The sequence below is a fragment of the Nocardiopsis sediminis genome, assembly GCF_042650565.1.
Taxonomy (GTDB): domain Bacteria; phylum Actinomycetota; class Actinomycetes; order Streptosporangiales; family Streptosporangiaceae; genus Nocardiopsis_B; species Nocardiopsis_B sediminis.
On the sequence record NZ_JBHSBH010000014.1, the window covers coordinates 180180 to 204393 of the forward strand.

At 73.3% G+C, this 24214-nt stretch carries 22 protein-coding genes and 1 riboswitch; of the genes, 13 read left to right on the top strand and 9 right to left on the bottom strand.

Annotation, left to right across the window (positions count from 1 at the left end; genetic code table 11):
- The first annotated feature begins 87 nt into the window (after positions 1-87).
- Positions 88-972: an SDR family oxidoreductase gene (locus tag ACFOVU_RS22485; RefSeq protein ID WP_378536748.1), complete on the top strand. Its 885-nt coding sequence runs from the start codon at positions 88-90 to the stop codon at positions 970-972.
- On the opposite strand, the gene thiE is transcribed toward ACFOVU_RS22485, so the two are convergent.
- On the bottom strand, positions 969-1604 hold the full coding sequence (thiE, locus tag ACFOVU_RS22490; protein WP_378536793.1) for a thiamine phosphate synthase: 636 nt from the start codon (positions 1602-1604) through the stop codon (positions 969-971). The two genes, ACFOVU_RS22485 and thiE, sit on opposite strands and share 4 nt — an antisense overlap.
- A gap of 69 nt (positions 1605-1673) precedes the next feature.
- Positions 1674-2033, bottom strand: a complete 360-nt coding sequence (locus ACFOVU_RS22495; protein ID WP_378536750.1) for an Rv2175c family DNA-binding protein — start codon at positions 2031-2033, stop codon at positions 1674-1676.
- 131 nt (positions 2034-2164) lie between these two features.
- Positions 2165-2275: riboswitch (TPP riboswitch) on the top strand.
- Between ACFOVU_RS22495 and thiO the strand changes: the two genes are divergently transcribed.
- The 5 genes from thiO (at position 2273) to ACFOVU_RS22520 (ending at position 7320) form a co-directional block, all read left to right on the top strand.
- Positions 2273-3496 (top strand): glycine oxidase ThiO, encoded by a 1224-nt coding sequence (gene thiO / locus ACFOVU_RS22500; protein ID WP_378536752.1) that lies wholly within the window; start codon positions 2273-2275, stop codon positions 3494-3496. Its footprint overlaps the riboswitch before it by 3 nt.
- The gene (thiS, locus tag ACFOVU_RS22505) at positions 3487-3687 is read left to right on the top strand and encodes a sulfur carrier protein ThiS (protein WP_378536753.1); all 201 of its coding nucleotides are present in this window, start codon (positions 3487-3489) and stop codon (positions 3685-3687) included. The genes thiO and thiS overlap by 10 nt, the downstream gene beginning before the upstream one ends.
- Before the next feature lie 2 nt (positions 3688-3689).
- Entirely contained in the window at positions 3690-4460 is a 771-nt protein-coding gene (locus tag ACFOVU_RS22510) for a thiazole synthase (RefSeq protein ID WP_378536755.1), read from the top strand.
- 198 nt (positions 4461-4658) lie between these two features.
- On the top strand, positions 4659-6614 hold the full coding sequence (pknB, locus tag ACFOVU_RS22515) for a Stk1 family PASTA domain-containing Ser/Thr kinase (RefSeq protein ID WP_378536756.1): 1956 nt from the start codon (positions 4659-4661) through the stop codon (positions 6612-6614).
- 67 nt (positions 6615-6681) lie between these two features.
- Positions 6682-7320 carry a response regulator gene (locus tag ACFOVU_RS22520; RefSeq protein WP_378536794.1) on the top strand — a complete coding sequence of 213 codons (639 nt, stop codon included), beginning with the start codon at positions 6682-6684 and terminating at the stop codon, positions 7318-7320.
- Between the two features lie 31 nt (positions 7321-7351).
- Here ACFOVU_RS22520 and glpK read toward each other — a convergent pair whose 3' ends face one another.
- Positions 7352-8830, bottom strand: a complete 1479-nt coding sequence (gene glpK / locus ACFOVU_RS22525) for a glycerol kinase GlpK (RefSeq protein WP_378536758.1) — start codon at positions 8828-8830, stop codon at positions 7352-7354.
- Positions 8831-9113: 283 nt separating this feature from the next.
- Between glpK and ACFOVU_RS22530 the strand changes: the two genes are divergently transcribed.
- Entirely contained in the window at positions 9114-10139 is a 1026-nt protein-coding gene (locus ACFOVU_RS22530) for a 6-phosphofructokinase (protein ID WP_378536760.1), read from the top strand.
- Positions 10140-10342: 203 nt separating this feature from the next.
- The gene (gene thiI / locus ACFOVU_RS22535; protein ID WP_378536761.1) at positions 10343-11611 is read left to right on the top strand and encodes a tRNA uracil 4-sulfurtransferase ThiI; all 1269 of its coding nucleotides are present in this window, start codon (positions 10343-10345) and stop codon (positions 11609-11611) included.
- Between the two features lie 29 nt (positions 11612-11640).
- Here the strand turns inward: thiI and aroF are convergent, their stop codons facing one another.
- A complete protein-coding gene (gene aroF / locus ACFOVU_RS22540; protein ID WP_378536763.1) occupies positions 11641-12687 on the bottom strand; it encodes a 3-deoxy-7-phosphoheptulonate synthase in 1047 nt (348 codons plus the stop codon).
- A gap of 310 nt (positions 12688-12997) precedes the next feature.
- Here aroF and ACFOVU_RS22545 point away from each other — a divergent pair, with 310 nt between their 5' ends.
- Positions 12998-13600: a sulfite oxidase-like oxidoreductase gene (locus ACFOVU_RS22545; protein WP_378536764.1), complete on the top strand. Its 603-nt coding sequence runs from the start codon at positions 12998-13000 to the stop codon at positions 13598-13600.
- Between the two features lie 64 nt (positions 13601-13664).
- Positions 13665-14864 carry a MacS family sensor histidine kinase gene (macS, locus tag ACFOVU_RS22550; protein ID WP_378536766.1) on the top strand — a complete coding sequence of 400 codons (1200 nt, stop codon included), beginning with the start codon at positions 13665-13667 and terminating at the stop codon, positions 14862-14864.
- A 24-nt stretch (positions 14865-14888) separates the two neighbouring features.
- On the opposite strand, the gene ACFOVU_RS22555 is transcribed toward macS, so the two are convergent.
- Both ACFOVU_RS22555 and ACFOVU_RS22560 read right to left on the bottom strand, forming a co-directional pair.
- Positions 14889-15752 (bottom strand): hypothetical protein, encoded by an 864-nt coding sequence (locus ACFOVU_RS22555; RefSeq protein ID WP_378536767.1) that lies wholly within the window; start codon positions 15750-15752, stop codon positions 14889-14891.
- Positions 15749-16516, bottom strand: a complete 768-nt coding sequence (locus ACFOVU_RS22560; RefSeq protein ID WP_378536769.1) for an alpha/beta hydrolase — start codon at positions 16514-16516, stop codon at positions 15749-15751. The genes ACFOVU_RS22555 and ACFOVU_RS22560 overlap by 4 nt, the downstream gene beginning before the upstream one ends.
- A gap of 310 nt (positions 16517-16826) precedes the next feature.
- Between ACFOVU_RS22560 and ACFOVU_RS22565 the strand changes: the two genes are divergently transcribed.
- Together ACFOVU_RS22565 and ACFOVU_RS22570 are read left to right on the top strand one after the other, a co-directional pair.
- On the top strand, positions 16827-17678 hold the full coding sequence (locus ACFOVU_RS22565) for a lysophospholipid acyltransferase family protein (RefSeq protein WP_378536770.1): 852 nt from the start codon (positions 16827-16829) through the stop codon (positions 17676-17678).
- A 169-nt stretch (positions 17679-17847) separates the two neighbouring features.
- Positions 17848-18222 carry a VOC family protein gene (locus ACFOVU_RS22570; protein ID WP_378536772.1) on the top strand — a complete coding sequence of 125 codons (375 nt, stop codon included), beginning with the start codon at positions 17848-17850 and terminating at the stop codon, positions 18220-18222.
- A 303-nt stretch (positions 18223-18525) separates the two neighbouring features.
- Here ACFOVU_RS22570 and ACFOVU_RS22575 read toward each other — a convergent pair whose 3' ends face one another.
- A complete protein-coding gene (locus ACFOVU_RS22575) occupies positions 18526-19476 on the bottom strand; it encodes an ROK family glucokinase (protein WP_378536773.1) in 951 nt (316 codons plus the stop codon).
- A 202-nt stretch (positions 19477-19678) separates the two neighbouring features.
- Positions 19679-20128 carry a hypothetical protein gene (locus ACFOVU_RS22580; RefSeq protein ID WP_378536775.1) on the bottom strand — a complete coding sequence of 150 codons (450 nt, stop codon included), beginning with the start codon at positions 20126-20128 and terminating at the stop codon, positions 19679-19681.
- A 446-nt stretch (positions 20129-20574) separates the two neighbouring features.
- Here ACFOVU_RS22580 and ACFOVU_RS22585 point away from each other — a divergent pair, with 446 nt between their 5' ends.
- Positions 20575-22371, top strand: coding sequence for an AMP-dependent synthetase/ligase (locus ACFOVU_RS22585; protein ID WP_378536776.1), 1797 nt, complete (start codon positions 20575-20577; stop codon positions 22369-22371).
- A gap of 309 nt (positions 22372-22680) precedes the next feature.
- On the opposite strand, the gene ACFOVU_RS22590 is transcribed toward ACFOVU_RS22585, so the two are convergent.
- A complete protein-coding gene (locus ACFOVU_RS22590) occupies positions 22681-23832 on the bottom strand; it encodes a glycosyltransferase family 4 protein (protein ID WP_378536778.1) in 1152 nt (383 codons plus the stop codon).
- Positions 23833-24214: the final 382 nt, after the last annotated feature.

Here is a 24214-nt window from a genome sequence, read left to right on the forward strand (position 1 = left end):
GCCTGCCCACCCGGCGCGCGAGGGGCTTGCGGCCGCCTCGCGCGCCGGTAAGTGCACATCGGGGCCCATTGCCCGAAAATGGGGCTCATGGGTGAGGATCAGGCAATAGCGCACACTGTCGGGGTCACCGGGGCCACGGGCGCCGTGGGCGGGCGGGTGGCGGCGCGGCTGGCCCGGCGCGGGGTGCGCCAGCGGCTCATCGTCCGCGACATCAACCGCGCCCCGGAGCTGGACTCGGCCAGCGCCGCGATGGCCGCCTACGAGGACCCCGCCGCCTTCGGGCGGGCGGTGCGCGGCACCGACACGCTGCTGCTGGTGTCGGCCACCGAAGCCGCCGACCGGATCGACCAGCACATCAGCGCGGTCGACGCCGCGGTGGCGGCGGGCGTGAGCCGGATCGTCTACCTGTCCTTCCTGGTCGCCGCGCCGGCGGCGACGTTCACCTTCGCCCGCGACCACTTCTACACCGAGGCCCACATCCGCTCGACGGGCGTGGCCCACACCTTCCTGCGGCCGAGCCTCTACCTGGACCTGCTGCCCGACTGGGCCGACGAGTACGGCGTGATCCGCGGCCCGGCCGGGCAGGGCCGGGTCGCCTGGGTGTCGCGCGACGACGTCGCCGACGCCGCGGTGGCGGTGCTGCTCGGGCAGGGGGAGCACGACGGGCGCACCTACGACCTGACCGGGCCCGAGGCCGTCACCCTGGGCGAGACCGTCGAGCGGCTGTCCTCGCTCACCGGGAAGGTCATCCGCTATGTGCCAGAGACCTGGGACGAAGCGCTGGAGTCGCGCCGCCCCTCGGGCGCCCCGGAGTGGGCCGTCGAGGGCTGGGCCAGCTCCTACGCCGCCATCGCCACGGGCGAGATGGACGTTGTCTCCCCCGCTGTCCCCGACCTCACCGGCCACCCGGCGCAGACGATCGAGGGCTACCTGCGCAAGCACCCCAGCGCCCTGGGCCGTATCAACCTCTAGGCGGCGCGCAGGCGGCGGGTGAACTCCGCAGCGGCGGCGCGGGGGTCGGGGGCGTCGGTGATGGCGCGCACGACGACCACGCGGCGCGCGCCCGCGTCCAGGACCTGGTCGAGGTTGCCCAGGTCGATGCCGCCGATGGCGAACCACGGGCGCCCGCCCGGCAGCCCCGCGGCCGCCCGGACGAGCGGCAGCCCCGCAGCGGGACGGCCGGGCTTGGTGGGTGTCGCCCAGGTGGGGCCCACACAGTAGTAGTCGACGCCGTCCTCGGCCGCCGACGCGGCGGCCGCGTCGGCGTTGTTGTTGGACCGGCCGATCAGCGGGCCGTCGCCGACGATCTCGCGGGCGAAGGGCACGGGCAGGTCTCGCTGGCCCAGGTGCAGGACGTCGGCGCGGGCGGCACGGGCGATGTCGGCGCGGTCGTTGACCGCCAGCAGCGCGCCGTGCCGTTCGCAGGCCGCGCGCACGGTCTCCAGCGCGTCCAGTTCCTCGCGCGCCTCCAGCGACTTGTCGCGGAGCTGCACGATGTCGATTCCGCCGGCCAGGGCGGAGTCGAGGAAGGAGGCGAGGTCGCCCCGCTCGCGGCGGGCGTCGGTGCACAGGTACAGGCGGGCATCGGCGAGGCGCCGGCGCAGGCTGGTGTTCACCCGCCCCAGGCTAGTGCGCGCCCGTTCCGGGGCCCGCGGCGGGCCCGGGGCCGGCCGCTAGAAGGCCATGGCCTGGGCGCGGCGGCGGACCTCGGTGCCGCGGTTGGCGATCAGCGCCTCGATGGGCGCCCCCGGGAGGGTGTCGTCGGGGGTGAACATCCAGGTCAGCGCCTCTTCGGTGGCGAACCCGCAGTCGGCGAGGACCGTGAGGGTGCCCGGCAGGCCCTTGACGATGTCGCCGTTGGCGATGAAGGCCGCCGGGACCACGGTCTCGCCCTTGCGGCGGACCCCCAGCAGCTTGTGGTCGCCGATGTACTGCTTGACCCGGTTCGGGCTGACGTTCAGCGCCTTCGCGGCTTCCTTCAGGGTCAACCAGTCGCCGACCAGGGAATCGATGGTGTGGTCGTTCTCTGTCACGCAGCCAATGTCCCACAGATCCGGGCGTGCCAAACCCGGCCATCGGGCCTTATCGCTTCCGGCGTAGCGGTTGCGCCGACGCGGGCCGGCCGCCCGCCGGCGGAGGCGGGGCCCTAGGATTGGCCGCGAGCAACGATCCCCGCGGGAGCCGGTGGGACCCGGCTGAGAGGGAGGCGGCGAGCCTCCGACCGCAAGAACCTGATCCGGGTCATACCGGCGAAGGGAGTGGCAGCGGAGCCGTGCGCACAACACCCCCGCCCCCGTCCTCACCGACATCCCCCTCCCCTCCGGAGTCCGGGCCACCCGGCGCCTGCGACGTCCTCGTCGTTGGCGCGGGCGTGATCGGCCTCGCCGTCGCCTGGCGGGCGGCCCGGCGCGGGCTGCGCGTCACCGTCGTCGCCCCCGATGCGACTCCGGGCGCCGCGTCCGGGGTCGCGGCGGGCATGCTGACCCCCGCCGGCGAGGCCGTGTTCGGCGAGGAGGCGCTGATGCGCTTCGGCGCCCTCTCGCGCGACCGCTACCCCGCGTTCGTCGAGGAGCTGGAGCGCGACTCCGGCCGCCACGCGGGCTACCGGACCGGCGGCACCCTCCAGGTCGCCTACGACACCGACGACCTGGCCCGGCTGAGCGAACTCGCGGAGCTCCAGGCCCGCCTGGGCCTGCCCGCCGAGCGGCTGACCGGCCGCGCGTGCCGCAGGCTGGAGCCGATGCTTGCCCCGTCGGTGCGCGGCGGCGTCCTGGCCCCCGATGACCACTCCGTCGACCCCCGCCTGCTCACCGCGGCCCTGGCGGCCGCCGCCCGGCGGCGCGGGGCCGGCCGCGTCCGCGACCGGGCGGCCCGCCTGCTCACCTCCGGCGGCCGGGCCGCCGGCGTGCTCCTGGCCGGCGGCGGCGAGCTGCGCGCCGGCCAGGTCGTCCTGGCAGCGGGGGTGTGGACCCCGGAGATCGGCGGGCTGCCCGACGGCGCCGTGCCGCCGCTGCGCCCGGTCAAGGGCCAGCTGCTGCGGCTGCGCACCCCCTCCGGCGCGGCGCCCGTCGTCACGCGCACCGTGCGCGGGCTGGTCCGGGGCACGCCGGTCTACCTCGTCCCCCGCGACAGCGGAGAGGTGGTCGTGGGCGCCACCCAGGAGGAGATGGGCGCCGACCTGAACCCGACCGCGGGCGGGGTGTGGGAGCTGCTGCGCGACGCCCACACCCTGGTCCCCGGGGTCGGCGAGCTGGAGATCGCCGAGATCTGTGTAGGGCTGCGGCCCGGCTCCCCCGGCAACGCACCGCTGCTGGGCCCAACCGCTCTGCCGGGCCTGCACCTCGCGGTGGGGCACTTCCGGCACGGTGTCCTGTTCACCCCCGCCACGGGCGACGCGCTGGCCGACGTGCTGGCGGGCGAGGGCCTGCCCGCCTACGCCCGGCCCTTCGCCGCCGCCCGCGGCTCCGACGGAAGCGAGGCACGCCAATGGACGTGATCATCAACGGGCGGCGCACCCGGGTGGCGCCCCGCAGCACCGTGGCCGACATCGTCGGTTCCCTCACCGACGCCCAGGGGGGCGTGGCGGCGGCGGTCAACGACGAAGTCGTCCCCCGCGCCGCCTGGCCGCGCACCCACGTTTTCGAAAACGACCGCGTGGACGTGCTCACCGCCGTCCAGGGAGGCTGATCATGACGACCCACACAGCCGACCCGCTCGTCATCGCCGGGCGCGCGTTCGCCTCGCGGCTCATCACCGGCACCGGCGGGGCGCCGTCGATGCGGGTCCTGGAGGACGCGCTGATCGCCTCGGGCACCGAGCTGACCACGGTGGCGCTGCGCCGGGTCGCGCCCGGTGCGCAGGGCTCGGTCTGGGACGTGCTGCGGCGCAACGGCATCCGGCCGCTGCCCAACACCGCCGGATGCTTCACCGCCGCCGAGGCCGTCCGCACCGCCCGCCTGGCCCGCGAGGCGCTGGAGACCGACTGGATCAAGCTGGAGGTCGTCGCCGACGAGCGCACTCTGCTGCCCGACCCGGTGGAGCTGCTGGACGCGGCCGAGCTCCTGGTCGACGACGGTTTCACCGTGCTGCCCTACACCAATGACGACCCCGTGCTCGCCCGCCGGCTCGAGCAGGTGGGCTGCGCCGCCGTCATGCCCTTGGGCGCGCCGATCGGGTCGGGCCTGGGCATCCGCAACCCGCACAACATCGAGCTCATCGTGGAGGAGGCCGGCGTCCCGGTGGTCATCGACGCCGGGATCGGCACCGCCAGCGAGGCGGCGCTCGCCATGGAACTGGGGTGCGACGCCGTGATGCTGGCGACCGCGGTCACCCGCGCCCATGACCCCGTCCTCATGGCCGCGGCCATGCGCGACGCGGTCGCCGCAGGGCGCGCGGCACGGCGAGCGGGCCGTATCCCGGTGCGCCGGTACGCACACGCATCGTCACCGGCCGCGGAGTGACCCTACGGAAGAAATCGCAGGTCACAGGGGTTTCTGTGCCCCCACGCCGCGCGAGGCCCGGCGTGGGGGCATTGTCCCTATTACACTCGGCTGCGTGGAACGAACGGCGAGCCGCCGGCGATCGAGCGCCGGCGCCGCCCGACCGGAGGCCCCACCCGCGGGGCCGCAGGAGCAGCGGAGCGAGGCGAACGTGATCCGATGGACATGACGACTGCGGACTCCCTCGTCGGAATGACCCTGGACCGCCGCTACTTCATCGAGGGGCGCGTCGCGAGCGGCGGCATGGCGACCGTCTACGTCGCCCACGACCTCCGGCTGGACCGCCGGGTGGCGTGCAAGGTGATGCACTCCTCCCTGGCCGAGGACCCCACGTTCGTGCGCCGCTTCATCAACGAGGCGCACTCCGTCGCCCGCCTCTCCCACCCCAACGTCGTGCAGGTCTACGACCAGGGCAGCGACCAGGGGCACGTGTACCTCGCCATGGAGTACGTGCCCGGCCGCACGCTGCGCGACCTGCTCAGCGAGCGCGGCCGCCTGGGGCCCTACGCCGCCTTGAAGATCATGGCGCCGGTGCTGGCCGCGCTGGGCGCGGCGCACCGCGCCGGCATGGTGCACCGCGACGTCAAGCCCGAGAACGTCCTGCTCACCGAGGACGGCCAGGTGAAGGTGGCCGACTTCGGGCTGGCGCGGCTCGTGGAATCCGCCCAGCAGGCCATGACCAAGACCGGCACGCTCATGGGCACCGCCGCCTACCTGGCTCCCGAGCAGATCGAGCGCGGCACCGCCGATGCGCGCACCGATGTCTACGCGGCCGGGATCATGCTCTACGAGCTGATCACCGGCGAGCAGCCGCACACCGGCGAGACCCCCATCGCGGTCGCCTACCAGCACGTCAACGTCGACGTCCCGCGGCCCTCGACCGTCCTTCCGGGCATCGGCCCCGAGATCGACATCCTGGTCACCAAGGCCACCGAGCGCGACCCGCGCTACCGCCCCGGCGACGCCGCCCAGTACCTCGCCGGGATGTCCGAGGTCATGAAGAACATGCCGGAGGACGGCGGGCCCGCGACCGCGGCCGCCACCATGCCCCGCATGGACGCCGCCCATGCGGCAGGGCCGCCCGCGGCCGCGCGGTCCGGCGGCAACGCCACCCTCGTGGTCGACCTCGACGACGTCGAGGACGCGGGCCCGCCGCCCGACGACCGCCCCCTGGAGCGCAAGCACCTCCTCATCCTCGCCGGCGGCGCCATGGCGGTGGCGGCGCTCGTCTTCGGCTGGTGGATGCTGTTCGGCCGCTTCGAGACCGTCCCCGATGTGATCGGGCTGGACGAGGAGACCGCGGCCTCCGTGCTGGCCGACAGCGGCCTGCAAATGGAGGTCGACGAGCGGGGGATCTTCAGCGACGCCGCCGACGAGGGGGAGATCGCCGGGGCCAGCCCCGAGATCGACGACCGTATCGAGCCCAACGGCACCGTCACCGTGTTCCTGTCACGGGGCCCGCAGACCGTGTCCATGCCCGAGGTGGTCGGGCTGACCGCCAACGATGCCCGCGACGCCCTGGAGGGCGCCGGGTTCTCCGACATCGAGCTGGACGAGGCGTCCTCCGAGGACGAGCCGATCGGCGCGGTGGTCGCCTCCGACCCCGAGCAGGGGACCGACGCCGACCGCGCCGAATCGGTCACCCTGACGCTCAGCACCGGTTTCGCCGTGCCGGATGTCGCGGGCCAGACCCAGGAGGACGCCACCGACGCGCTGCGCGCCAAGGGCCTGGGCGTCGACGTCGCCGAGGCGCCCAGCGACGACGTCCCGGCCGGCCGGGTGATCTCGACCGACCCCGGCCAGGGGGAGAACGTCGGCCGCGGCGACGCCGTCACCCTGACCGTGTCGTCGGGCCCCGACCGGATCGAGGTGCCAGATGTCACCGGCCTGTCGGTCGAGGCCGCGCAGAGGGAGCTGGAGGACCTGGGCCTGACCGTCAAGGTCACCGCGCCGCTGGGCGGCGACCGGGTCGCGGGCTTCAGCCCCGAGGGCGAGGTCGAGAGCGGCGCCGAGGTCGAGCTGTTCGTGACCCCGTTCGGCAGCGGTGACGACCGCGGGAACGGCAACAACGGAAATGGCAACAACGGCAACGGCAATAGCCGGGACGATGACTGACCCCGGCGCCGCCGACCCCGCCGCAGGTGAGCCCGCCGCCGGTGCCTCCGGCCGCACCATCCGGGTCATGGTGGTCGACGACCACCCGATGTGGCGCGACGCCGTCGCCCGCGACCTCGCCGAGGCCGGGCTCGAGGTGGTGGCCACCGCGGGCGACGGCCGCAAGGCCGTGGCCGTCGCGCCGGCCGCGCGTCCCACGGTGGCCGTGGTCGACCTCCAGCTGCCGGACATGAGCGGGGTCGAGGTGACCCGGCGGCTGCTGGCGCTGCCCGGCACCCCGCCGCGCGTCCTCATCCTCTCGGCCAGCGGCGAGCACCGCGACGTTCTGGGCGCGGTGAAGGCCGGCGCCACCGGCTACCTGGTGAAGTCCGCGGGACGCGAGGAGCTGCTCGACGCCGTGCGCAGCGTGCACGGTGGCGACGCCGTCTTCACCCCGGGGCTGGCCGGCCTGGTACTCGGCGAGTACCGGCGGCTCGCCTCCGCCCCCTCCCCTGATGCGGCCCCGGCCGCCCCCGCGCTCACCCCGCGCGAGACCGAGGTCCTGCGCCTGGTCGCCAAGGGGCTGGGCTACAAGCAGATCGCCGCGCGGCTGACCCTCTCCCACCGCACCGTGCAGAACCACGTGCAGAACACCCTCAGCAAGCTACAGCTGCACAACCGCGTCGAGCTGGTGCGCTACGCCATCGACCAGGGCCTGGACGACTGAACTCCCCCTGGGTTCGGCACCGGCACCGCCCTCACTCCAGCCCGGCCCAGCCCTTGGACCGCTCCACGGCGACCCGCCAGCGGCGGTAGGCCGCGTCGTCGCGGTCCCGCGGCTCGAAGCGGCGGTCGAGCTTCCAGGTGTGCGCCAGGTCGTCGGTGGAGTCCCACACGCCGGTCCCCAGCCCCGCCAGGAACGCGGCGCCCAGGGCGGTGGTCTCCTGGATCTGCGGGCGGGCCACGCTCACCCCGAGCTGGTCGGCCTGGATGTGGCAGAGCAGGTCGTTGGCCGAGGCCCCGCCGTCCACGCGCAGCTCGGGCAGCTCGGTGCCGGACGCGCGGGCCATGGCCTCGACCACGTCGCGCACCTCGAAGGCGATGGCGTCCAGGGTGGCACGGGCCAGGTGGGCGCGGCCGGTGCCGCGGGTGATGCCGAAGATGGCGCCCCGCGCGTAGGGGTCCCAGTCGGGTGCGCCCAGGCCGGTGAGGGCGGGGACGAAGACCACGCCGCCGGAGTCCTCGACGCTGGCGGCCAGCGCCTCCGACTGCGCGGCGCTGTCGATGAACCCGAGGCCGTCGCGCAGCCACTGCACGGCCGCGCCGGTGACGAAGATGGAGCCTTCGAGCGCGTAGTCGAGCCGGCCGTCGGGGTGCTGCCACAGGACCGTGCTGAGCAGGCCCTGCCGCGGGGGGACCGGCTCGGTGCCGGTGTTGACCAGGATGAAGGAGCCGGTGCCGTAGGTGCACTTGGAGGAGCCCGGTGTGTAGCAGTTCTGGCCGAACATGGCCGCCTGCTGGTCGCCGGCGATCCCGGCGATGGGCAGCTTGAGCCCGAGGAAGTCGTCGGGCTCCGACTCCGCCACGACGCCGTAGGAGGGGACGACCTCGGGCAGCGCCGAGATGGGCACCCCGAACAGCTCGCACATCTCGTCGGACCAGGTCCCGGCGCGCAGGTCGAACAGCAGGGTGCGCGAGGCGTTGGAGGCGTCGGTGATGTGCCGGGTGCCCCCGGTCAGGCGGGCGATGATGTAGGAGTCGACGGTGCCGAGGGCGACGTCGCCGGATTCCACCCCGCTCCAGGCGCGCTGATCGTTACGCTGGATCCAGGTGAGCTTGGTCGCGGTGAAGTAGGGGTCCAGGCGCAGCCCGGTGATGTCGGTGACCCGGTCCTCGTGCCCGGCGTCGCGCAGCTCCTGGCAGATGTCGGCGGTGCGCCGGTCCTGCCATACGATCGCTCTGCGGGGCGAGCTCGCGCGTCTGCGGTTCCACAGGACCGCGGTCTCACGCTGGTTGGTGATCCCGATGCAGGTGGGGGCGTCGTCGGTGGCGTCGAGGGCGCTCTGGCAGGCGGCGAGGGTGGCCTGCCAGATCTCCTCGGGGACGTGCTCGACCCATCCGGTGCGGGGGTAGTGCTGGGCGAACTCCTGGTAGCCGCGCGCGGCGACTTCGCCGTTCTCACTGACGATGAGGGCGGTGACACCGGTGGTTCCGGCGTCGATGGTGAGCACCGACATGGGTTGGCCTCCACTGGGTTGGACGACTATGGTCTAGACCATGTGGACGGCGTGAGACGGACGTGCCATCAGCTCCGCTCCGGGCCGTCATTCGTGGGATCTACCCCGCGGATGAGCGGCTCACAATCGCCACGGCCCACTTTTCGTGACCCCTGTCACACCGCCACCCCCGCGGTGATCACGGCGGTCACGATCGCGACGGTGCCGGCCACCCGCACGGCGCCCACGGGCGCCGCAGCTTTGGTCATTTCGGGATTTTTCACGGGATTCGAGGAGTACACGCATGCGAGTCGGGGTGCTGACCGGCGGCGGCGACTGCCCGGGGCTGAACGCGGTCATCCGCGCGGTCGTCCGCAAGGGCATCAAGGACTACGGGTACGAGTTCGTCGGCTTCCGCGACGGCTGGCGCGGGCCCCTCGAGGGCGACACCATGCCCCTGGACCGCGCGGCGGTCGGCGGAATCCTCCCGCGCGGCGGCACGATCCTCGGCTCCTCCCGCACCAACCTGATGAAGATCGACGGCGGGGTCGAGCGCGTCAAGGACAACATGGCGGCGCTGGGCATCGACGCCCTGGTGGCCATCGGCGGCGAGGACACCCTCGGCGTCGCCACCCAGCTGCACGAGCGCGACGTCAACGTCGTGGGCGTGCCCAAGACCATCGACAACGACCTCAACGCCACCGACTTCACCTTCGGGTTCGACACCGCGGTGAACATCGCCACCGAGGCCATCGACCGGCTGCACACCACCGCGGAGTCCCACCACCGCGCGCTGGTCGTCGAGGTCATGGGCCGCCACGCCGGGTGGATCGCCCTGCACTCGGGCATGGCCGCCGGCGCCAACGTCATCCTCATCCCCGAGCGCCCGTTCGACATCGACGAGGTCGTCGCCCACGTCGAGAGCCGCTTCACCACCAAGTACGCCCCGATCCTGGTGGTCGCCGAGGGGGCGCACCCCAAGGACGGCCAGATGGAGCTGTCCCACGGCGAGACCGACTCCTTCGGCCACGTGCGCCTGGGCGGCATCGGCCAGCGCCTCTCCGAGGAGATCGAGCGCCGCACCGGCAAGGAGGCCCGCTCGGTCGTCCTGGGCCACGTCCAGCGCGGCGGCACGCCCTCGGCGTTCGACCGCGTCCTGGCCACCCGCCTGGGCGTCAACGCCATCGAGGCCGTGCACGACAAGTCCTACGGCAAGATGGTGGCGCTCCAGGGCACCGACATCGTCCGCGTCGACCTGTCCGCGGCCACCGAGAAGCTGAAGACCGTCCCCGACGCGCGCTTCGCCGAGGCCGAGGTCTTCTTCGGCTGATCCGCAGCCCCTCACACGCGTGCCAGTGGGACCTTGCCCTCCGGGGCAGGGTCCCGCTGCGCGTGCAGGGAACACCACACTCGTCCGGGGAACATCACGAGGTCCTAACCGGTTGCCCCATGTTCGATACTGGAACCATCCCCGGAACCGGGCGGCCCCCGTGTGCGCCCCCGGCCGACCCGACCCCACCTGGAGATGCCCCCATGGCCGTTACGTCCGACCCCGCCGCCCCCGACGTGCGCGACACCGCGCATCAGCTCGGCGGCGAACCCGGTCTGGGCGAGCTGTGCGTGCTGATGAAGCTCGGCGAGATCGTCCTCAAGGGCAGCAACCGCAACCTCTTCCAGCGCCGGCTGCACAACAACATCCGCTCGTCGGCACGCGACCTGCGCTCGATCACGCTGACCCAGCGCGGCGCCGGGGTCATCATCGTCCGCATGCCCGGCGGCTCGGACCTGGAGGTCGCCGAGCTCGCCGAGCGCATGCGCAACGTCATGGGCGTCGTCTGGGTGCACCTGGTGCGCCGGGTCGCCAAGGACCTCGACACCGTCACCGACATCGCGGTGCGCTCCATGGCCGAGCGCTCGGGCAGCTTCGCGGTCAAGGCGCGCCGCCGGGACAAGCGGTTCCCGATGACGTCGTCGCAGATCGCCGTGCACATCGGGTCCGCGGTGCAGCACGCCCACGGGCTGCCGGTGGAGCTGAAGCGGCCCGCCAACACCCTGCACATCGAGGTCGACAAGGACGAGGTGTTCGTCTTCACCGACGGCATCCCCGGCCAGGGCGGGCTGCCGGTGGGCATGAGCGGGCGCGGCCTGGTCCTGATGTCGGGCGGCATCGACTCCCCGGTGGCCGCGCACCGGATGATGCGCCGCGGCCTCAAGGTCGACTTCCTGCACTTCTCCGGCATGCCGTTCACCGGCCCGGAGTCCATCTACAAGGCCTACAGCCTGGTGCGCCAGCTCGACCGCTACCAGTCGGGCTCGCGGCTGTTCGTGGTCCCCTTCGGCAAGGCGCAGCAGCAGCTCAAGACGTCGGGGATCGAGCGGTTGCAGATCGTGGCCCAGCGGCGGCTGATGCTCAAGACCGCCGAGGCCCTGGCCGACGACCTCGGCGCCCAGGCGCTGATCACCGGCGACGCGCTGGGCCAGGTCTCCAGCCAGACCATGACCAACCTGACCGCGCTCGACGACGCCGTGGACCTGCCGATCCTGCGCCCGCTGATCGGGATGGACAAGACCGAGATCATGGACCAGGCGCGCGCGATCGGCACCCTGTCGATCTCCGAGCTCCCCGACGAGGACTGCTGCACGCTGCTCACGCCGCGCCAGGTCGAGACCGCGGCCAAGATCGCCGACCTGCGCCAGATCGAAAAGCGCCTCGACGCCGAGGAGCTGGCCGAGCACCTGGTGACCACCGCGCAGCTGCACCGTCCCAGCTTCCTCGGCGACGCCGCCCCGGTGAAGGTCTGAGGGAAGCCGGGGGCGCCCCCGGCCCCCGCTCACACCCCCGCGGCCACCGGCTCCGGGGCGGGGGTCAGGGTGCGGCCCATGAGTGCCGTCAGGGAGGCCGCCAGGTCGGCCAGCGCCTCGATGTCCTCGCCCACCAGCGCCTGGGGGCCGTCGCACAGGGCGGTCTCGGGCGCCGGGTGGACGTCGACGATGATGCCGTCGGCGCCGACCGCGATGGCCGCGCGCGACAGCGGCAGCACCAGGTCGCGCTTGCCGCCCGAGTGCGAGGGGTCGACGATCACCGGCAGGTGGGACAGGTTCTGGGCGACCGGGACCGCGCTGATGTCCAGGGTGTTGCGGGTGGCCTTCTCGAAGGTGCGGATGCCGCGCTCGCACAGCACGATGTCGAGGTTGCCGCGCTGGGCGATGTACTCGGCGGCCATCAGCCACTCCTCGATGGTGGCGTTCATGCCGCGCTTGAGCATGACCGGGCGGCCCGCCTCTCCGGCCGCCTGGAGCAGCGCGAAGTTCTGCGCGTTGCGGGTGCCGATCTGCAACATGTCCGCGTAGCCGGCCACCAGCTCCACATCGGCGGGGTCGACGACCTCGGTGACGATGGGCAGGCCGGTCTCCTCGCGCACGTCGGCGAGGATCTTCAGGCCGGACTCCCCCAGCCCCTGGAAGGCGTAGGGGGAGGTGCGCGGCTTGTAGGCGCCGCCGCGCAGCAGCGCGGCCCCGGCGGCGCGCGCCATCTGCGCCGCGGCGAGGGTCTGCTCGGGGGTCTCGACCGCACAGGGCCCGGCGATGACGGTGACGTTGTCGCCGCCGATGGGCACCCCGCGCACGCTCACCATGGAGCGGCTGGGATGGTTCTCGCGGCTGACCAGCTTGTAGGGCGCGGAGATGCGCAGGACGTCGCTCACCCCGGGCATCGCGCGGAGGTCGAGGGTCTCGAACTGCTGGACGTCGCCGACGAGGCCGATGATCGTGCGGCTCACACCGCGGGTCACGTACGCCTCGCCCCCTGCGGTGGCGACGAGGTCGACGATCGTGTCGATGTTGTCCGGTGTGGCGGTGGGCGCCATCACGATGACCATGGTCTTCATTCCTCCAGCGGTGTGCGCCGGCCCGTGGGCGGCGCGGTTCGGGGCGTCGTGATCGTGTGTGTGCGGGCAAACGAAAGAGCCCCGGGCCATCGGCCCGGGGCTCTCGAGGTTCGTCCGTGTCAGCGCAGCGCTAAACGGGCGACCGTCCTACCCAAGGGCCGGTAGCCATAAAAGCGCCAAAACTTCCGCTGCATGGAAGTGACTATAGCGCACCCCTGGTCGAGCGGCGCTCGTGTGGGGTTCGAGACACTCTGTGTCCGGTGCCTGGCAGGATGGCGGTAGGGACCACGAAGGAGTGCGATTGTCGGATGAACGGCTGCCGCCCGGGCAGTATGTGCCCCCTCACCGGCCCGCCCTGCACTACGGTCCGGTGCCGCGGTTCCGCCCTGACCGCTGGGATTTCCGGGTCTACGGGCACACGGAGTCACCCGGCGGCGCCCGCTGGACCTGGCCCGAGTTCGACGCCCTCCCCCGGATCGACTCCGTCTCCGACTTCCACTGCGTGACCAGGTTCACGTTCCGCGACGTCCGCTGGTCGGGGGTGCGCGCCGAGTCCATCGCCGAGCACACGCCGCCGGCCCCGGACGCCACCCACGTCATGGTGTGGGCGGAGTACGGCTACAGCGCCAACCTGCGGCTGGACGACTTCCTGCGCCCCGATGTGCTGCTGGCCACCCACCGGGCGGGCGAGCGGCTGACCCCGGAGCACGGATACCCGGTGCGCCTGGTGGTGCCGCACCTCTACGGGTGGAAGAGCGTCAAGTGGGTGCGCGCGATCGAGTACCTGACCGCCGACCGCCGCGGCTTCTGGGAGGAGCGCGGCTACCACAACCGGGGCGACCCCTGGCGCGAGGAGCGCTACTCCTACCAGGAGGAACCCGGCCAGGGCCCGCCGCTCATCTGACGCCGCGGCCTCCCCAGGGGGTGAGATCCCCCGATTGGCCCGCAGACCGCCGCATCGTGGACACTTGCCTGCGACGGCGACGGCGACGGCGACGGGGACGGCGGGGAAGGCGGGGACCGGGACCATGGGCTTCGAGGCGCCGCTGTGGCGCGGGATCACCGTGTTCCGGGTCGCGTCCCTGGCCTACGCCGTCAGCCACGTGGTGCGCCACCACGAACTCCTGGCGCGACCGTGGGTCGCCTGGTCGGTCCTCGCGGCCATGGCCGTCTGGACCGCGGTCGCCGCCCACGCCTACGGCCGGCCCGGCGCCGACCGCAGGTACGTGCTCATGCTCGACCTGGTCATCGCCTTCGGCTGCATGGCGGCGACCGGCATCGCCGTCGAGCCCGGCTACCTGACCAGGGCCCCGCAGCTGACCACCACCTGGTTCGGCGGCGCGGTCCTGGCGGCCGCGGTGGTCAAGGGGCGCCGCTGGGGGATGTGCGTCGCGCTGGCACACGGGGTCCTCGACATCGCCGTGCGCGTGGCCCTGGGCCTGGCCGTCTCCGCCGCGGTCCCGCGCGGGATCGTGCTGCTGCTCCTCGCCGCCTACGCGGTGGGCACCATGTCCGCCTACGCGGAGGCCGCCGAGCGCCACTTCGCGCGCGCCGTGGAGCTGGAGGCCCGGACGCGCGAGCGCGAGCGCCTGGCCCGGTCCATCCACGACTCCGTCCTGCAAGTGCTGGCGATGGTGCAGCGGCGCGGCGCCGACATCGGCGGGGAGGCCGCCGAGCTCGGCCGGCTCGCCGGTGAGCAGGAGGTGGCGCTGCGCGGCCTCATCGGGCTCCAGGACCAGGAGCTCGACCGCGCCGACGCCTCCTCCGGGGACCCGGCCGGCGACACGGCGGACCTGCGGCCGGTGCTGGGCGCGCGCGCCGATGCGCGCGTCACGGTCTCCGCACCGGGGACCCCGGTTCTGCTCGGCGCCCACGCGGTGCGCGAGGTGGACGCGGCGGTCGCGGCGGCCCTGGCCAACGTGGACCGCCACTGCCCCGAGGGCACCCGGGTGTGGCTGCTGATCGAGGACGAGCCGGATGCCGTGACGGTGACGGTCCGCGACGACGGGCCCGGGATGGCGCCGGAGCGTATCGCCGAGGCCGCCGGGCAGGGACGCCTCGGCCTCGCCCAGTCCATCCGGGGGCGCCTGCGCGACCTGGGCGGGGCGGCCGTCATCACCACGGCCCCGGGCGAGGGCACGGAGATCGAGCTGCGGGTTCCGCGCTGACCCCGCCGGTTCCGGGCTCCGGGCTCAGACCACCGCGCCGTCATCGGGGCCGTTGTCACCCGAGGGGCGGTCCCCCATGCGGATCACCAGCACCACGAACCCCGCGATGAACGCGGCCACCGCCACGAAGGCCAGCCACCCCGGCAGCGGGACGCTGAAGAGCATGGAGCCGAGGAGCACCATCGGGCCGCCGAACAGCGCCGCCCAGGACAGCCGGCTGGTGAGGTCGCCGCGCGGCAGCGGCGGCGGGGGCGGGGGGATGTAGTGGTCGGCGTCGTCGCGCCCTGCGGCCGGGCGGCTCGGGCGGTCGTCGGGCCGGTCGTCATCGTCGTCGGCCGCCAGCAGATCGGCGCCGCCGCGAGCGGGCGGAGGGCCCGGAGGGTCGGCGGGGCCGTCGTCGGAGCCGAGGTTCTCGGCGTCGGGCCATGCGGGGCGTTCACGGACGTCGCCGTAGTCGTAGAAGCGAGCGACCAGGTCGGCCCAGACGTCGTCATCGTCGGCACCGCCCGTGCCGTCGGCGGACTCGCGCGCGGGGGCGGTGCCGACGGTCGCGGGTTCGGGGGGCGCGGGCGGGGAGTCGGGCTCTTCGGCGCCGCCCGCGGAGCCCTGGCCGGGGGCGCCCGCCGGCTGGTCGCCCAGCTCCGGAAGTTCGGTGCGCAGGACTTCCTGGGCGGCCTCGCGCTCTTGGGCGTCGACGTAGAGGTGGTCTGTGGAGGGGGTGGCGAGGGCGGTGCCGGAGTCGAGGATGTCCTGGTCGAGCGGGATGGCGTAGGCGGCGATCCCGGATCTGCCCAGCGCCTCCAGCATGAGGTCGGCCTGCGGCGGGGCGAGCAGGACGAGCGGGACGTAGGCGTCGGCCAGCAGGCCGTTGCCTCGGCGATGCGTCATCGCTTCGTTCCTTCCCCGCTCCTGGCCTGCTCGCGCACGAAGGCGAGGCTGCCGTCGAAGATGGCGTCGGCGTCGTTGTCGAGGGTGGCGACGTGGTAGCTGTCGTCCAGGGAGCGGACGGTGAGCGCCGCGTTGACAGCCCTACTGGTGAGGATACGCAGACTCCGCGGGCCCACGACGTGATCCACGGGACTCGTGTAGGCGAGAACCGGTGCGGTGAGCGCCGCGAGGTCGCGGCGGGTGGCGCGCCACAGCTTCGGGAGTGTCGCCGCGGCGGCGGTGGGGACGCGGTCGTAGCCGCCTTCGGTGGCGCCGGGCTTCTTGATGTCGTCGGTGATGCCGGGGGTGGAGGGGACGAGGCGGGCGAGCAGCGGGGCGACGACCAGGAGCGGGTTCTCCACGGCGAGGGAGGGGTTGACCACGACGACCCCGCCGACCTTGTCAGGGTGCAGCTGGGCGAGGCGCAGGGCGAGGCAGCCGCCCATGGACAGGCCCATGGTGAAGACGCGGTCGCAGCGGGCGTGCAGCCGCAACAGCGCCGACTCGGCCTCGGCGAGCCAGTCGTCGCTGGTGGTGGCGGCCATCTCCTGCCAGGTGGTGCCGTGCCCGGGCAGCAGGGGGACGTCGACGGTGAGCCCCGCCTCGGCCAGGTGCTCGCCCCAAGGGCGCATCGACCGGGGGTTGCCGGTGAAGCCGTGGCACAGCACGACGCCGGTGGCGTCGCCGTCGTGGCGGAACGGTTCGGCTCCTGGCAGTAAAGGCATGGGGGCTCCCTGTGCTCCGGGTTCTCCGCTGGTGCCGCGGGCCGCGCGTGTACCGCTCCGACTGTATGAAATTAACCCGGTGCGCGGGTGGCCGGTACCCCCGCCACTCCGGAGCCGGGGCCGCAGGGGTACGGTGCGGGAGCGCTTCCGGGAAGCGTCCGCCCAGGTCGGCTACCCAGGGGTAACTTGTGCCGATATTGGTAGTCGGTCCCGAGCGGTGCGAAGATGGCCCACGGTTGTTCGTGGAAGCGGGAAGGCGAACGTGGCAAGGTTGTCCGAACGCGCCCCGCGTGTGCGGGGGTGATTCTCGGTGTTCTACTGGGTGGTCAAGGCGATCCTGGGCCCGGTCCTGGCGGTGCTGTGGCAGCCGCGCGCCTACGGCGTCGAGAACGTCCCGCGGCAGGGGCCGGCCATCATGGTCAGCAACCACCTGTCGTTCTCGGACCATTTCTTCGGCCCGCTCCCCCTGCCCCGCAAGATCACCTTCCTGGCGAAGGCGGAGTACTTCACGGGGACCGGCCCCAAGGGCCTGCTGAGCCGGCTGTTCTTCACGGGGGTCGGCCAGATCCCCATCGACCGCTCCGGCGGCAAGGCCAGCGAGGCCGCCCTGCGCACCGGGTTGAAGGTGCTCAAGCAGGGCAAGCTGCTGGGGATCTACCCCGAAGGCACGCGCTCGCCCGACGGCCGCCTCTACCGCGGGCGCACCGGCGTGGCCCGGCTGGTCCTGGAGTCCAAGGCACCGGTCATCCCCATGGCGATGATCAACGTCGACAAGATCATGCCCCCCGGCCGCACCATCCCCCGCCTCGGCATCCGGCCCAAGGTCGTCTTCGGCAAGCCGCTCGACTTCTCCCGGTACTACGGCATGGAGAAGGACCCGCGGGTCCTGCGCGCCATCACCGACGAGATCATGTACGCGCTGATGGACCAGTCCGGCCAAGAGTACGTCGACCGCTACGCCGGGTCGGTCAAGGCCGAGCTGGAGGCGGCGGCCCGCGAGGAGCGCAAGGAGCAGCACGCCGACGAGCGCGAACGCCGCCGCGCCGACCGCGCCAAGCGCAAGCGGGAGCGCCGCGCCGAGCGCGAGGCCCGCAAGGCGGCGAAGAAGGCCGCCGATGACGCGGCCGACACCGACAATGAGAACCCGGCGGCGACGACGTAGGGAGCGCTCTCGGCACCGGGGCGCTCCTGGCGAAGGGCCAGCGCTGAGGGCGGGGCCGGCGCCGGGACCGGGTCGGTCCCCGGGATCGGCCCGCGTTCGTGGCACGTGTTCGCGGAGCGCGGCCGTGGCGTGACGCGGGATGTCCGACCCGTCGAGGAGAATCGGCGGCATGTCACCGACACCTTCGCACCGGCACCACGCCATCGACTACGTCGAACTCACCGTCACCGACCTGGAGCGGGCCAAGCGCTTCTACACCGACGCGTTCGGCTGGCGGTTCAACGACTACGGGCCCGCGTATGCGGGCATCCGAAACCCGCAGGACGGGGGCGCCACCGAGGTGGGCGGCCTGCGCGCCGGCGACGACGTGCGCGCGGGCGGGCCGTTCGTGCTGCTCTACTCCACGGACCTGGATGCCTCCGTCGAAGCCGTGAAGGACGCGGGCGGCCGCGTGGTGAACGGACCGTACGAGTTCCCCGGCGGGCGCCGGTTCCACTTCACCGACCCGAGCGGGAATGAACTCGGCGTCTACGCCGAGCAGTAGAGAACGGCGCGCGGGCGGCCATGTGGTGAGCGCACCCTACGGGTCCCCCAGTGGACGTCGGTTCCACTTCACCGACCCCAGCCGTAGCGAACGCGGCGTCTACGCCGAGCAGTAGGGGCATGGGCCGGCGCGCGGGCGGCGGTCGCCGAGGCGGCCGGGGCGGCGCCCGCTGCGCCATTCCGCGGAATCAGCAGAATCAGCGGCGTCAGCCGCCTGCCGCGCGGCGCCGACGGCGAACCTTCCGCCCCGCCACGGGGGCCGGGGCGTTCGTTTCTCCTTCTTCGTCGGCGCGCCCCGTCACCGTCAGCACAGAGCGAGGTCGGCCGCGCCGACGATGCCGGCCTTGGAGCCGAGCTCCGCGATGCGGATGTCGGCGAGGCGGCGCGTGGCGCGGCCGGTCACGTGCCGGGCGAAGGACTCCCGGACCGGTTCGAGGAGGATGTCGCCCGCGTCGGAGACCCCGCCGCCGATCACGAAGCACTCCGGGTCGAGGATCGCCGCGAGGTCGGCCAGCCCCAGCCCCACCCAGCCGGCAACGGTGCGGAAGCACTCCAGTGCGCCGTCGTCGCCCTCCAGCGCCGCCCGGGTGATGTCGGGGCCGGTGATGCGGGCGGTGTCGCCACCGGCCGGCTTGAGGAGCCGCGCGGCGCGCGCCGGGTCGTTCTTGGCGAGGTCCTGGGCTTCGGCGACGAGGGCGCGCCCGCTGGCGTACTGCTCCCAGCACCCGTGGTTGCCGCAGCCGCAGCGGCGGCCGTAGGGCACGACGCGGTAGTGGCCGACCTCGGCCGCCACCCCGTAGCGGCCCCGCTTGAGCTCGCCGTCCATGACGATGCCGCCGCCGACACCCGTGCCCAGGGTCACGCAGACGACGTGGCGGCTGCCGCGCCCGGCGCCGAAGCGGACCTCGGCCCAGGCGGCGGCGTTGGCGTCGTTCTCCACCACGATGGGCAGGTCAACGCGGCGCCGGAGGCGGTCCTTGAAGGGCTCGTCGGCCAGGCCGAGGTTGGCTCCGAGGACGATCCGGGAGCGCTCCTCGTCGACGAAGCCCGCGGTGCCCACGCCCACCGCGGCGATCGCGTCCTCGGGCCGCCGCTCGCGCAGCTCGGCGACGGCGCGGCCGACCACGTCCGCCAGTGCCTCGGCGTCGCCACCGGGGGTGGGGTGGGTGACCTCGTCGCGGATCAGGCCGTCGGGGTCGACGACGCCCGCGGCGACCTTGGTGCCGCCGATGTCCACGCCGATCGTCAGCCGCATGGACGGCTCCTTCACATCTGGTGCCCGCGCACGGCACAGCGGTCCCGGGGCTCGGCGCGGGGAACGGACTGGGTCACTGGATTAAACCAGCGCGCGCCGACCAGCGGGCGCCCACGGGAGGTGTCATGAGGGAGCGCGTCGCAGTGGGCCACCGACCCTGGTGCGCCCCGGTCCGGAGGGCGCCCCGGGGCCCAGCGCCGGCTCAGTCCCGGGTGCCGCGGGGAAGCTCGCGGCCGTTCTCGCCGGAGCCGGAGCCTGAACCGGAGCCGGAGCCGGAGCCGGAGCCGGAGCCGGACTCCGCGCTCGTGCCCGAACCCGAGCCCGAGCGCTGCAACGCGCGCTCGACGACCCCGATCGTCTCGCCCACCGCACCCACGAGCGCGAACCCCGCGCGGCCGAGGTGCCCGGCGACCTCGGGGCCCTTGGCCCGGACGATGCCGAAGAACTGCTCCAAGGGCGGCCGCTCGGGTTCGGGCTGCTCCTGACGGATGGCCTCCTCCCACACGTCGCCCTTGCGCGGCGGCGGGGAGGTGGCCGCGGAGACGCCCTTGCGGACGCCCGCGATGATCAGCTTGCGCTGCAACGCGTCGACCAGCCGGAGGGCGTCGTCGATCATGTCCTGCGACCCGGAGTCGCGGTTCGGCTCTGCCATGGTGCTGCTGCCCCTGTTCGTCGGGTATGCCGTCACGTTAGCCGCACACGCGGGGTAGGCGGTGCGCCAGGCGGGGGAAATCGGGGAGGTCCCGGAGGCGGTTCAGGGATGTCCGGGTTGCGTCGGGAGCGCATGGGTGCGCCGCGCTTGGGCGGTACCGCTTCGGCGGCACCACGGAAACCGGGGACGTCCCCGATGAGGCCGTTCGGGGACGCCCAGGTTGCCGGCCGGGGCGTGCGCGCGCCGCGCTTCGGCGGTACTGTCGAATGGGCGCACGGAGCGCTCCGGGCCCGGAACGATGCGGCGACGGCCGGGCCGCGGCGTCGCGTTTCCCCGGGTTCGGTCACGCTCCCGTTGCAAAACTAGAACGCGTTCTACCCACCGGTAGCGTTTCTTGTTACGGTCGTCCCGTCCCTGCCCATCCCCTGTACGCCTGGAGCGATCACGTGCGCGAATTCAGCCGCCCAGTGAAGGTCGAGGTCTCCGCCGAGGCCCGCCTGCCCGACACCGTCTTCGCGCGGGCGGCGGCAGAGCCGGAGGCGGTCGCACTGCGCCGGCAGGAGTCCGGCCAGTGGCGCGACGTCACCTGCGCCGAGTTCCGCGACGACATCGCCGCTCTGGCCAAGGCGCTCATCGCGGCGGGGATCGGGCACGGCGACCGCGTCGCCCTGATGTCGCGCACGCGCTACGAGTGGACCACGATCGACTACGCCATCTGGTCGGTGGGGGCCGTGACGGTGCCCATCTACGAGACCTCCTCCCAGGAGCAGGCGCAGTGGATCCTCAGCGACTCCGGCAGCACCGCCGTATTCGTCGAGACCGCCGAGCACGCCGCGCGGATCGAGGCCGTCCGCGGTGAGCTCCCGGCGCTGACCCACGTATGGGAGATCGAGGGCGCCTCACTGGCCGCGTTCACCGCCACCGGCGCCGATGTCGACGACGCCACCGTCGAGGAGCGGCGCACCGCCGGCGGCGTCGACGAATTGGCCACGCTCATCTACACCTCGGGCACCACCGGCCGCCCCAAGGGCTGCGAACTGACGCACCGCAACCTGCTCTTCACGATCCTCAACATCGTCAACGCCCCACTCCAGAAGGTGTTCGCAGTCGAAGGCCGCTGCACCCTGCTGTTCCTGCCCCTGGCGCACTCCTTCGCGCGGCTGATCCAGATCGGCTGCATCGAGTCCAAGACGATCCTCGGCCACTTCCCCACCACCGGCCCCGAGCTGATCGACACGCTCGGCGTCTACCGGCCGACCTTCCTGCTCGCCGTGCCGCGCGTGTTCGAGAAGGTCTACAACAAGGCCGAACAGAAGGCCACCTCCGAGGGGCGCGGCAAGATCTTCGGCGCCGCGGCCGACACCGCCGTCGCCTACAGCAAGGCGCTCGACACCGGCCGCGTCCCGCTGGGCCTGCGCATCAGGCACGCGGTCTTCGCCAAGCTCGTCTACGGCAAGATCCTGGCGGCGGTGGGCGGGCGCGCCCAGTACGCGATCTCCGGCGGGTCGGCCCTGGGCGACCGGCTGGGCCACTTCTTCCGGGGCATCGGGCTCACCATCATCGAGGGGTACGGGCTCACCGAGACCTCCGCCCCCACCGCGGTCAACTCCCCCGAGGGCAACAAGATCGGCACCGTCGGCCCGCCGTTCCCGGGGGTCTCGCTGCGCATCGGCGACGACGGCGAGATCCTCGCCAAGGGCGACCACATCATGCGCGGCTACTGGGGCAACGAGACCGCCACCAAGGAGGCGTTCGACGAGGACGGCTGGTACCGCACCGGCGACCTCGGCACCCTCGACGACGACGGCCACCTGCGCATCACCGGCCGCAAGAAGGAGATCATCGTGACCGCCGGCGGCAAGAACGTCGCCCCCGCGGTGATCGAGGACCGCATCCGCGGGCACGCCATCATCAGCCAGTGCATGGTCATCGGCGACAACCGGAACTTCATCTCCGCCCTGATCACCATCGACCCCGAGGCCTTCGAGTTCTGGAAGAAGCAGAACGCCAAGTCCGGCGGGATCGCCGACAACCTCGCCGACGCCGACCTCCATGCCGCCGTGCAGGAGGCGGTCGACGACGCCAACAAGGCCGTCTCGCGGGCGGAGTCGGTGCGCAAGTTCACCATCCTGCCGCACGACTTCTCCGAGGACGGCGGCGAGATGACGGCGTCACTCAAGGTCAAGCGACACGTGGTGGCCCAGCGCTACCGCAAGGAGATCGAGGAGATCTACTCCGCCTGACCTGGCCCTTGACGGTCGTGATGCTCCGGCGTCCCGCGGCGGTATGGCCGCCGCGGGGCGCCGTTGTCGTTTCCGGGGAAGTCCGGCGTGCGGTCCGGCGGGATAGATCCGCCGGTCCGCCGGTCCGGCGTTCCGGCGGTGCGCAGCCGTCATGGCGGCCCCCTCGCCGCGCCCATCCGCCGACGGTCGCGTCGCGGGAGCTCGGCCCCTGAGAAGCGGAGCGCCTCACCGCCCACCGACCGATCAGGCCGCGGACGCCCGACCCTCGAGGGGCGCGCCTCCCCGACTACCGACCGGCCGGGGCGCGGTTCAGTCCGCCAGCAGGGCGTCGAGCCGGTCCGCGGCGCGGTCCCATGTCCATTCGCGCTCGACCCAGGTGCGCCCGCGGGCGCCCATGGCGGCGGCGGTTTCGGGGTCGCGCAAGAGGCGGATGAGCGCGCGCGCCGTCGGCCCGGGCCGGGCGCCGTCGACCACCACCCCGGTCTCGCCGTCGACGACGGCGTCGGGGGCGCCGCCGGAGTCGCCCGCGACGACAGGGATGCCGGACGCGGACGCCTCCAGGTAGACGATGCCCAGCCCCTCCACGTCGAGCCCGCCGTTGCGGGTGCGGCAGGGCATGGCGAACACGTCCCCGGCGTCGAAGTGGGCCGCGAGTTCGCGGGAGGGGACGTCGCCGGTGAAACGCACCGTGTGGGCGACCCCTTCGCGGCGGGCCAGCGCCTCGAGCCGCCGCCGGTCGGGGCCGCCGCCGACGATCAGCAGCCCGGCGCCGGACACCTCCGCGAGCACCCGGGGCCACGCGCGCAGCAGGGTGTCCTGGCCTTTGCGCGGCACCAGCCGCGAAACGCAGACGACGACCGGGCGCCCGGTGAGCCCGTGGCGCGCGCGGACGGCGTCGCCACCGGAATCGGGGCGGAACCGGTCGGTGTCGACCCCGGGGGCGAGGGGACGCATGCGGGCGGCGGCCTGCGGCGAGAGTACGCGCGCCAGTCGACTGCGGGTGTAGTCGCCGAGGTAGGTGAGGGTGTCGGCCTGTTCGCCGATACGGCGCAGGGCCGACCGGGGGCCGGGCAGCGCCGCCCACCCGGCCTCGTGGCCGTGGGTCAGGGCGACGATCCGACGCACGCCGGACTTGCGCAGTTCGCCGGACATCAGCCCGAGCGGAGCCGCGGCACCGAAGACGACGGAGTCGCACCCTTCCAGCTCGGCGATACGCCGCGCCCGGCGGGTGACGGCGGGGGTGGGAAGCAGAACGGGGGTGCGCTCACGCACGACCGGAAACGGCTGGGCACGGTCGAAGGTCTCGGCATCCCCCCAGGTCGCAGCGGTACGCGCAGCAGGCGTGGAGGCATAGACGACGACCGACCCGGCAGGCCGGCGCACGGCCAGCTCATGAACGAAGGACTGAATGCCCCCGGGCCGGGGCGGGAAGTCATTGGTGACGATCAGCGTACGGGGCACCCACGGGAGTCTAGCCAGGGTGAGGGGCCGACTATGAACACTCGGTGGTCGCGGGGTTGGTGTTACAGCGGGCAGCGACGGCGGGTGGGGGTTCGGGGTGGTGCGGACCGGTCCGGGTGGTCGCGGGGTCGCTGTTCAAGCGGGCAGCGACGGTGAGCAGTGGGCCCCGGCCGGTGGTCGGGTGGCCCGCGTGCGCGGGGTGCAGGTCGGGGCGGCCCGGGTGGCGGGGCGCGGAGGGGCCGCAGCCGGGTGGCGGCGCCCCGGTGGGCCCCTGGGTGTGGGCGTCGTGCGTGCCCGGGTTTGCGCCTGATCAGCACGAACCACCCAGAGAAATCATCAAATAACTCCTTGTGTTGCGAACAAGTGTTCGATAGAATGAGGT